This is a genomic window from Desulfogranum mediterraneum DSM 13871, from assembly GCF_000429965.1.
GTDB classification, from domain to species: domain Bacteria; phylum Desulfobacterota; class Desulfobulbia; order Desulfobulbales; family Desulfobulbaceae; genus Desulfogranum; species Desulfogranum mediterraneum.
Genome location: NZ_AUCW01000052.1, coordinates 1 through 8935 on the forward strand (window position 1 = coordinate 1; position 8935 = coordinate 8935).

Consider the following 8935-nt stretch of genomic DNA (forward strand, 5'->3'; position numbering starts at 1 on the left):
ACAATGAATAATGTATCCATCGTAACTGCTCTTACTACCCGCCAGGAGATTAGCCCTAATGACCTGTATCATGAAAAGCCCGGGGCTTAAGCCCAACTTAAAAGCTTGCTTTTTCTTTCAACCCTGGCGTTGCCCTCAAAACCAGCTGGCCCAGTCTGCCGGCGGGGATGTCCCTTCGAAGGGATTATTTCAAAAACTCCCAACTCTCCTGGATTTAGGTGATAAGTGCACGCACTCTCCTTGCTGCTGATGCCACTGCTCACTATGATATCTTCTGTAAGGGGTCACAGATGCCCCATCTTCGGACAGACACCGGATATGACTGCCCTAAGATGTGGTTTCTGCGGCAACTTATTGTCTCTTGGCCTCCTGTGCCTGTATGGCGGTCAGGGCAACGGTATCGACGATATCATGGACCGTGCAGCCACGGGAAAGGTCATTCACCGGTTTATTGAGTCCCTGGAGAACAGGCCCCATGGCGACGGCACCTGCAGCTCTCTGCACCGCCTTGTAGGTATTGTTACCGGTGTTCAGATCAGGGAAGACAAAAACCGTCGCCCGTCCGGCAACCACCGAGTCCGGGGATTTTAATCTCGCCACCTCAAGGTCAAAAGCGGCATCGTACTGCAAGGGTCCTTCCAGCGGGAAATCCAGGTTGCGCTCGCTGATCAGTTTCCTGGCAATCTCGGTCGCCTCAACCACCTTTTCAACATCCTGGCCGCTGCCACTGATTCCGGTGGAATAGCTCAACATGGCAACCCTGGGCTCAATACCGTAGACCCGGGCTGTTTCTGCAGAAGAAATGGCAATTTCAGCGAGTTGACGGGCATCCGGATTAGGCACAACCGCACAGTCGCCAAAGGCAAGCACCTTGCTCTGGAAACACATGATGAAGATGGAGGAAACCACCGATACCCCGGGCTTGGTCTTGACAAATTCAAAGGCCGGGCGAATGGTCTGGGCAGTGGTGGTGATCGAACCGGAGACCATCCCGTCAGCCAGCCCCTTGTGCACCATCATGGTGCCGAAGTAGGTCGGGTCACCCATACGGTCACGGGCTACATCAAAGACAATGCCCCTGTGCTTGCGGGCCTCAAAATAGGTGTCAGCAAAGTCCTGGTAATGTTCCGAATTCGGTGGATCTATGATCTTGGCCCCCTCTATATTGAGGCCCAGTTTTGCCGCTTTGATCTCAATGTCCCTTTTCCTCCCAAGGAGGGTCATGTTGGCAATACCCCGGCGAAGAATGATGTCGGTCGCATGGAGAATGCGCTCGCCAGACCCTTCAGGGAGGACTATATGCTGCCTGTCAGCGGCGGCCTTTTCCACCACCGAATACTCAAACATTCTCGGCGTTATCCTTCCCGAGCTTCTGGAGACAACCCGTTCACAGAGTTCCTTGCCGTTGACATGCTTGCTGAACCAGCCAAGGGCCGTGGCGATCCGTTTGTCATCGCTGGCCTCAATACGGCCATAGAGCTCATTCAGAGACTGAATAGTATCATAGGTGTTTGACTCAACAGATAAAACCGGGACCGGAACGTCGGTCCAACCCTTGATGAGTTGTTCCACGCTGGATCGCAGATCAATCCCACCGGTGATCAGGATACCGGCAATATTGGGATAGGAGCTTGAAATTCGGGAAGCCAGGCTGGATATAATAATATCCGAACGATCGCCCGGGGTAACAATCAAACTGTCCGGCTTGATATACTCAAGGAAATTGCCGATCTGCATGGCAGCAACAAGATAGCTGTCCACCAGGGTCATCATGCTGGCCTTGCCGAACAGTAGGTCAGCTCCCAACCAGCGTTTGACATTATCAATGGACGGGTTGCCCAGCGCCTTATTCTCAGGAATAATATAGAGCGGCATGCCCCGCTCAAACTGCTCCAGGCACTTGATGCTCCCCCCTGTTGCCTCCAGGAAACCCTCTGGAGCCCGGTTGATGATACAGCAGGCAAGATCGATACCCTTTTCTTCCAGGGTATCCAGGGTGATGGCGACATTGGCACAGATCTCGTCTGTGCCTTTATCCCGCCCGGAGGCAACAACGAGCATCGGGGCACCCAGGTTGTCGGCAATATCGGCATTTAAGTCAAACTCAAAAGTCGCCTCCTTTCCCCAGGAGTCCGTCCCCTCGCACAAGACAAAATCGTACTTTCGTTCCAGCTCCTTGTACTTCTGCAGGATTCGTTCAAACAGCAGCTCTTCCTGCCCGCTGGTGATCAGCTGCCGTGCCTGACTGATGGTGAAGACATGGGTATCCTCGTAGGGAACATCCAGCTCAAAATATTTGAGAATCAGATCCAGATCATGGTCAACACGGCCAAACTCATGATCATTGATAATGGGACGAAAAATAGCGACACGTTGTACCTCTTTGAGGAGATACTGCATGACTCCGAGGACGATCGCAGACTTCCCGCTTCGTTCTTCCGATGCCGTTATATAGAGATTATTTGACATGTAATGCCTCGTTATTTAAGCCAATGATCAGGTTATCCCAAAACAGAAATAAAATAACCGGCTGCCAGAGCGCTACCAATAACACCGGCAACATTGGGCCCCATCGCATGCATAAGCAGGAAGTTGGATTTATCCGCCCTTTGCCCTTCAACATGACTTACCCGGGCCGCCATCGGCACCGCAGACACCCCGGCTGAACCGATCAGCGGATTGATCTTGTTCTTATGCCATACCAGGTTCATGAGCTTGGCCATTACAACTCCGGATGCCGTGGCTATGCCAAAGGCAAAGATACCCAACACCAGGATGCCGAGGGTTTTTGGATCAAGGAAATTAGCGGCAGACATCTTCAGCCCGACGGTCAAACCAAGAAAGATCGTCACGATATTGATGATCTCGTTCTGGGCAGCCTTGACCAGACGTTCGGTTACCCCGCACTCCCGGAGAATGTTGCCGATAAAGAGCATCGAAATAAGTGGCGCGGAATCCGGTACACAGACCAGGCAGAACGTCATCACCACCAGGGCAAAGATCAGCTTTTCAGTCCGCCCTACCTTTCGCAGTGAGTTCATACGGATGCATCGCTCTTTCTCCGTGGTCAGCAGACGCATGATCGGCGGCTGGATAACCGGAACCAGCGCCATGTAGGAGTAGGCTGCCACAGCAATCGCTCCCATCAGATCAGGAGCCAGTTTGTTGGCCACGAAGATGGAGGTGGGGCCATCTGCACCGCCGATGATACCGATGGCTGCCCCTTCACTGATTTGAAAGATGCCGCTTGCAACGGCCCCCAGAAAGGTGACAAATATACCGAACTGGGCAGCAGCTCCCAGGAGAAGCGTCTTCGGATTTGCGATGAGTGGACCGAAATCGGTCAGTGCCCCCACGCCTAGAAAAATAATGGGCGGGAACAGCTCAATCTTGACCCCTTGCTGGATATAGTAAAACAGACCACCAGCCTCGGTCATGTGTCCCACTCCATCATATACGGGAGCTTTCAGAATAATCTGCTCGATGGGCAGGTTGGCAAGCAGCGCCCCCATGGCAATCGGCACCAGCAGCAAGGGTTCGTATTGCTTGGCAATACCCATATAGAGTAGGGCCGCGACAATAAGCCACATAAAGACCATCTGCCAGCTCAGCAGGCAGAAACCACCGGCTTGGAGGGTTTCGTAAATGAGTTCCATAATAAGTTCTCCTTTGATTAAAACGCCTTCAGGTGACTGATCAGGCGATAGTCATCAAAGTTTGCCCCTCTTCAACGGTCTGTCCCTGACTGACGCTCACCGTGGTCACTTTTCCTGCGCAGGGGGAGGTGATTTCCGTATTCATCTTCATCGCCTCAAGCACCATCAGGACATCTCCTTCGGCCACTTCACTTCCTGCAGGCGCGAGAACGGAGACGACCGTTGCCGCGATCGGGCTGGGAATATCTCCAGCTGCCGCCGAGGGGTTACTTACTGTTCTCGGTTGAGCCGCAGCAGTGGGCGTGGCGTCGGCGCTTGCTGATCTGATTGCTGCAGAGCCGGCAGCAGGCGCAGCTGCTGATGGGTAATCATCAAAAATTTCGGCTTCAACATCATAGCTCTGTCCATTAACGCTAATACGTAATATTTTCTTCATGGGATCTTCTTGTCCTGTTTGTTATTTAAAAGAATTATCGATAACTATGCGACTGCAGATGTTGTCTGCGGCCTTCACGGCTCCAGTCCATTCCGCTGTTGCGGATGGAGACAAGCCGGTGTTGTCTGCCAAGCATAAGGGCAACGGTTGAAGCAATCACGACCAGATGCTCCTCCGGTATCTGGTCACCGCTACCTGCGGGTTTTTCCGGCACAGTAGCCGCCTCTTTCTGTACAACTGGTGCGTTCTTTTTGTTTTCCTGACTGCGGAACCAGACGCCAATGGCTTCGACAACGAGCCAGAGTGTTGCCAGCACCAGCACCACAAACAAGAAGCCGCAAAGATGCACTAACGCATCCGAAAAGCCCTGTGTTGATGCAACATTGTTCATAACCTCTCCTCTAAAGTGGGATATTCCCGTGTTTCTTGGGCGGCCTGGTTTCCCGCTTGGAGAGCAGACTCCTCAGCCCCAAAGAGATAATTCCGCGTGATGTCGCGGGATCAATGACGTCGGTGATCAAGTCATTGGCCGCTGCCTGATAGGGTGAGGCAAACTCTTCCCTGTACTGAGCGTTCAGCTTTGCCATCAGTTTTTCCGGATTTTTCGATTTCTTGAGCTCTTTGCTATAGATAATCTTCACCGCGCCGTCTGCCCCCATTACCGCAATTTCAGCAGTTGGCCAGGCATAGACCAGGTCTGCGCCAAGATCCGAGCTGCACATTGCCAGGTAGGCACCGCCATACGCCTTGCGCATGATCAGCGTAATCTTGGGAACCGTGGCCGCGGCGTAGGCAAACAGCATCTTGGCCCCATGCCGGATAATTCCGCCCTGTTCCTGTGCCAGTCCCGGAATAAAACCAGGCACGTCAACCAGGGTTACGATGGGGATCTGATAAATGTTGCAGACGCGGACAAATCTCGCGGCTTTGTCCGAGGCATCAATATCCAGGCAGCCGACCTTATATGCAGGCTGGTTGGCGACAATACCGACAACCATGCCATCGATCCGGGCAAAACCGGTGACGATGTTTTTGGCAAAATCCTTCATGATTTCAAAGAAGCTTCCGCCGTCGACCAATAAATCGATGACCTTGTGTACATTAAAGGCCGTTTTGGAATCAGCCGGGATGATTTTGTTAAACCCGTCGATTTCATCCAGGCTGATCTGTTCCGTCAGTTGATGCGGCGGTTCATCCATATTATTTAGGGGAAGATAGGAGAGCAGAACCTTGGACATCTCCACAGCGTGGCCGTCATCTTCGGCGATCAGATGGATATTGCCGCTCACCGATGCATGGGCGGAAGCACTGGCGAACTGTTCCAGTTTCGCCTTTTCCCCGGTTGCACTCTGGATGACCTGTGGTCCGCAGATGAACATGGCGGAATTTTTTTTGGTCATAATCAGAAAATCGGTCAGCGCCGGTGAATACGCTGCCCCACCCGCGCAGGAACCGGCAATGATTGAGATCTGCGGCACCAAGCCGGAGGCCTGAACATTGCGGAAAAATATCTGGCCGTAGCCGGAGAGGGCCTGTACCCCTTCCTGGATACGAGCACCGCCAGAGTCATTGATGCAAACAACCGGAATGCCGGCCTTCATGGCATAGTCCATGAGCAGGCAGATTTTTTTTGCATGGGTCTGGCCAAGGGAACCGCCGCTGACGGTAAAGTCCTGGGCATAGGCGGCAACCAGCCGTCCGCTCACATAGCCGATGCCGGTAACCACGCCGTCACCCGGCATTTTTTTCTTTTCCACGCCAAAGCCATGGTTGTTGCTTAGAGCATGCATGCCGAACTCCTGAAACGAGCCTTCATCAAAGAGGATATCCAAACGCTCTCTGGCTGTCAGGAGCCCTTTCTCCTTGCGCTTGGCCAGTTTCTCTCTCCCCCCGCCATCAAAGCCTTCCTGCCGCCGTTTGTTGAGTTCATCAAGTAATTTCGGATCGATAGCCATTAGTCCTTGCCTTGTTATGGGTTAATCGAATTGGGACAGTGTAGGACTGGGCCTTGCCGCATAATCCTACAGGTGTCGCAATATCTTTTTTAAAAGGAAAGTATCCTTGTAAATTTTATTTATAATCAGCCTGTTAGCTGGTTAGTGAAAGGAACAGTGTATGTTTTTTCAGGCCGGTGTCCTCCTCTCTGTCATTACTGTGCCCAGACCGGCAGTTGACCGATGACAATGTCAAAGATAGGTATCGCCAGGAAGTGGGTAACCAGAACAGTCAGGATGATGCCCAGCAGATTCAGGCCAAGCCCGCTTCTGACCATCTGCGGGATGGTGATATATCCGGAACCAAAGACGATGGCGTTTGGTGGCGTTGCCACCGGCATACTGAAGGCGCAGGATGCTGTAATTGCCGCAGGAATCAGCAACAGCAGGGGATTTTGCCCCAGGCCGGCCGCAACAGCGGAGAGGATCGGCATGGACATTGCTGCGGTCGCCGTATTGGAGGTCAACTCGGTCAGGATGATAATCAGGATCGTCACTGCCATGACCATCACCATGGGCGAAGCATTGCCGAGCAGGCCGACCTGACTGCCTATCCAGTCGGCAAGCTTGGTTTCCTGAAACCCTGTGGCCATGGAGAGACCACCGCCAAAGAGCAGCAAAATTCCCCATGGCATTTTTGAGGCCCAGTGCCAGTCCATGACGAAAATATTTTTGCGCAGGTTGATCGGGATGATGAACAGAAGCAAGGCACCCATCATGGCGATGGAACCATCGGTCAGCATGTCAGGATGCGGAAAGAGAAAAACTAACTTTTTACGGAAAATCCAGCCGATAGAGGTAAGAACAAAGATCAGGGCGGTCCAACGCTCTCCGGTGCTGAGAGGTCCCATCTCCTTGAGCTCCTTATCAATGAGATCCCGTCCACCGGGAACTTTTTTGAGCTTCATGGGGTTGGCGACATTGGTCAGCCAGAGCCAGCACAGCGGCAGCATGACCACAACCAGAGGGGTGCCGACCTTCATCCAGTCCAGAAAGGTAATTTCAAAGCCATAGGTCTTTTGCAGATAGCCGGCCAGGACAGTATTCGGAGGAGAGCCGATCAGGGTCGCTATTCCGCCGATGGTGGCGCCATAGGCAATGCCCAGCATGAGATTAAGACCAAAGGCAAACTTTTCAGGGGAGAAGTCGATCTCACTGTCAAGCCCTTCCTTTTTCCCCTCTTCAATAACATGGGTAATGATCGCAAGCCCGATGGGCAGCATCATGACCGCGGTTGCCGTGTTGGAGACAAAGGCCGACAGAATAGCCGTTGATACCATAAATCCGAAAATCAGCCGTTTGGGAGCAAAGCCGACAATCTTAATGATGTTCATGGCGATACGACGATGCAGGTTCCAGCGCTGCATCGCCAGGGCAATTATGAAGCCGCCCATGAACAGGTAAATCAGGTGACTTGCATAGGGGGCTGTAGCATTTTTGATGTGCATAATTCCCATGGGCGGGAAAAGGGCGATAGGCAGGAGTGATGTCGCCGGAATGGGGATGGATTCGCACATCCACCAACAGGCCATCAGGCAGGCGACAGCGGCCATCTTTTGCGCATCCGGAGCCATTCCCTGGGGCGATGGCATAAAAAGAACCAGGAAAAAAAGAATCGGCCCTATGGCGAGGCCGATTTTTTGCCGGCGGGTGTATTCCTTTGGTTCTCCCTCTTTGATGCCATTTGGTTCCGTTTTAAGCCGTTCCCTGTGCTCGGCCGGTGCATCGGTGATCTCGTCCGCTAAATTGACATCGTGTTCCTGACGATTTTCGCTCAAAGAGATATAATCGCTTTTCAGTTTTTTCTTGAGAAAGGACTTGGGACGGAAAAAGACCAACTCCTTGGTCTCATCATGCATATCCCATAGCCGGTTCCATGCTGCAGTGATCATTGGTTCAGGTTCTCCTCGGTTTAGTGGTTCGGTTATTCAACATAATTCAGTCAACTTTTTCGGGTGTGTTGAAAGCGTTTACCCCTGGGGAGCCCCATGTCAGGAGTACACTTCCACCCCTGTAATCGTTGAATGAATCCCTCTTCCTTCAATATTCCTTGGATACAAAATTTACTTGAACTCATCACATTTACTTGAACTCATCACTACTAGGTAAAGCCTCACGACTAAATGAAGCTTTGATATACGTAGCAGCAAATGCTACGCTACCTCAGCAAATGCCATGCCACGTTTACCCCTTGGCGAGACCACCAATAAATATTTTTATTTTCAAATAGTTGCACGTAAGGGTGGCACAAACGAGGTACCCCCGGGGCAGGCGGCAATTTTTGCCGGTAGCGGCAAATTTTGCCGCCTGCCCAAGAGGGCGTGGTGATTCTGTGGATGCGTATCAGGGCGGGGATAACGGGTAAAGGCGAATACTCAAGGTTGGCTTCTATCTTGCAACTGTCTGTCCAGTGACCAGCAGTAACAGCCGGCCTGGGTCCGGGAGATCTGGTGTAACGATACGTTCCTTCAAACCCGACCTGAATTTTTAACTGCTGAATTCAAGTGATAAGTGCATAACCCATGATTTTTCTGACATCGATACCTGTCAGTTTGTTGAAAACTTCATAGGGTGTTTTGAAATTGAGACATTTTCTTGGCCTATTGTTTAGATTGTTTACGGACTGAACAACCTGTTCCATCGTGACCTTGATCAGTTCCATTTGTTTGGGAAAATATTGGCGTAGCAGGCCGTTGGCATTCTCGTTCTGACCTCTCTCCCAGGAGTGGTACGGCTTCGCGAAATAGGTCTCACATTCGAGCTCATTGGCAATGCTTTCATGCTGGGTAAACTCCTTGCCATTGTCAAATGTCACTGTTTTAACGAACTGTTTAATGGGAGCCAACAAT

7 protein-coding genes are annotated in these 8935 nt (G+C 51.9%); all 7 read right to left on the bottom strand.

Annotation, left to right across the window (positions count from 1 at the left end; translation table 11 throughout):
* Positions 1 to 351: 351 nt before the first annotated feature.
* Entirely contained in the window at positions 352 to 2469 is a 2118-nt protein-coding gene (pta, locus tag G494_RS0114305) for a phosphate acetyltransferase (protein ID WP_028585080.1), read from the bottom strand.
* A gap of 32 nt (positions 2470 to 2501) precedes the next feature.
* A complete protein-coding gene (locus G494_RS0114310) occupies positions 2502 to 3656 on the bottom strand; it encodes a sodium ion-translocating decarboxylase subunit beta (protein ID WP_153305890.1) in 1155 nt (384 codons plus the stop codon).
* Positions 3657 to 3696: 40 nt separating this feature from the next.
* Positions 3697 to 4092, bottom strand: a complete 396-nt coding sequence (locus G494_RS0114315) for a biotin/lipoyl-containing protein (RefSeq protein WP_028585082.1) — start codon at positions 4090 to 4092, stop codon at positions 3697 to 3699.
* A 34-nt stretch (positions 4093 to 4126) separates the two neighbouring features.
* On the bottom strand, positions 4127 to 4483 hold the full coding sequence (locus G494_RS0114320) for an OadG family protein (RefSeq protein ID WP_028585083.1): 357 nt from the start codon (positions 4481 to 4483) through the stop codon (positions 4127 to 4129).
* A gap of 10 nt (positions 4484 to 4493) precedes the next feature.
* Positions 4494 to 6047, bottom strand: a complete 1554-nt coding sequence (locus G494_RS0114325; protein WP_028585084.1) for an acyl-CoA carboxylase subunit beta — start codon at positions 6045 to 6047, stop codon at positions 4494 to 4496.
* A 194-nt stretch (positions 6048 to 6241) separates the two neighbouring features.
* Positions 6242 to 7978 carry an SLC13 family permease gene (locus G494_RS0114330; RefSeq protein ID WP_028585085.1) on the bottom strand — a complete coding sequence of 579 codons (1737 nt, stop codon included), beginning with the start codon at positions 7976 to 7978 and terminating at the stop codon, positions 6242 to 6244.
* Between the two features lie 608 nt (positions 7979 to 8586).
* Positions 8587 to 8935, bottom strand: a 349-nt coding sequence (locus G494_RS23680) for an IS30 family transposase (RefSeq protein WP_035246405.1), incomplete at its 5' end; no start/stop codon positions are given.